The following is a 1,224-nucleotide window of genomic DNA, read 5'->3' as shown; positions in this document are numbered from 1 at the left end:
TTTCGTCTTCACACACCGCAATCTGATGCTCGTTAGAGTAGTCAAATTGCTTGGGTGTTATATGGTCAAGCCTCACGGGCAATTAGTATTGGTTAGCTCAACGCCTCACAGCGCTTACACACCCAACCTATCAACGTCGTAGTCTTCGACGGCCCTTCAGGGAACTCAAGGTTCCAGTGAGATCTCATCTTGAGGCTAGTTTCCCGCTTAGATGCTTTCAGCGGTTATCTATTCCGAACATAGCTACCCGGCAATGCCACTGGCGTGACAACCGGAACACCAGAGGTTCGTCCACTCCGGTCCTCTCGTACTAGGAGCAGCCCCTCTCAAATCTCAAACGTCCACGGCAGATAGGGACCGAACTGTCTCACGACGTTCTAAACCCAGCTCGCGTACCACTTTAAATGGCGAACAGCCATACCCTTGGGACCGGCTTCAGCCCCAGGATGTGATGAGCCGACATCGAGGTGCCAAACACCGCCGTCGATATGAACTCTTGGGCGGTATCAGCCTGTTATCCCCGGAGTACCTTTTATCCGTTGAGCGATGGCCCTTCCATACAGAACCACCGGATCACTAAGACCTACTTTCGTACCTGCTCGACGTGTCTGTCTCGCAGTCAAGCGCGCTTTTGCCTTTATACTCTACGACCGATTTCCGACCGGTCTGAGCGCACCTTCGTACTCCTCCGTTACTCTTTAGGAGGAGACCGCCCCAGTCAAACTACCCACCATACACTGTCCTCGATCCGGATAACGGACCTGAGTTAGAACCTCAAAGTTGCCAGGGTGGTATTTCAAGGATGGCTCCACGCGAACTGGCGTCCACGCTTCAAAGCCTCCCACCTATCCTACACAAGCAAATTCAAAGTCCAGTGCAAAGCTATAGTAAAGGTTCACGGGGTCTTTCCGTCTAGCCGCGGATACACTGCATCTTCACAGCGATTTCAATTTCACTGAGTCTCGGGTGGAGACAGCGCCGCCATCGTTACGCCATTCGTGCAGGTCGGAACTTACCCGACAAGGAATTTCGCTACCTTAGGACCGTTATAGTTACGGCCGCCGTTTACCGGGGCTTCGATCAAGAGCTTCGCGTTAGCTAACCCCATCAATTAACCTTCCGGCACCGGGCAGGCGTCACACCCTATACGTCCACTTTCGTGTTTGCAGAGTGCTGTGTTTTTAATAAACAGTCGCAGCGGCCTGGTATCTTCGACCGGCATGG

General features: G+C 52.9%; 1 rRNA gene (cut by a window edge). It reads right to left on the bottom strand.

The annotated features are described in order from the left end of the window. Positions 1-61: 61 nt before the first annotated feature. Positions 62-1,224: ribosomal RNA gene (locus AC3WP7_RS29980) — 23S ribosomal RNA — on the bottom strand (it continues 1,677 nt past the right edge of the window).

This window comes from Pseudomonas sp. FW305-3-2-15-C-LB1 (genome assembly GCF_058787615.1).
Note: the sequence above shows the minus strand (reverse complement) of the source record. Positions and strands in the feature narration are given on the sequence as shown.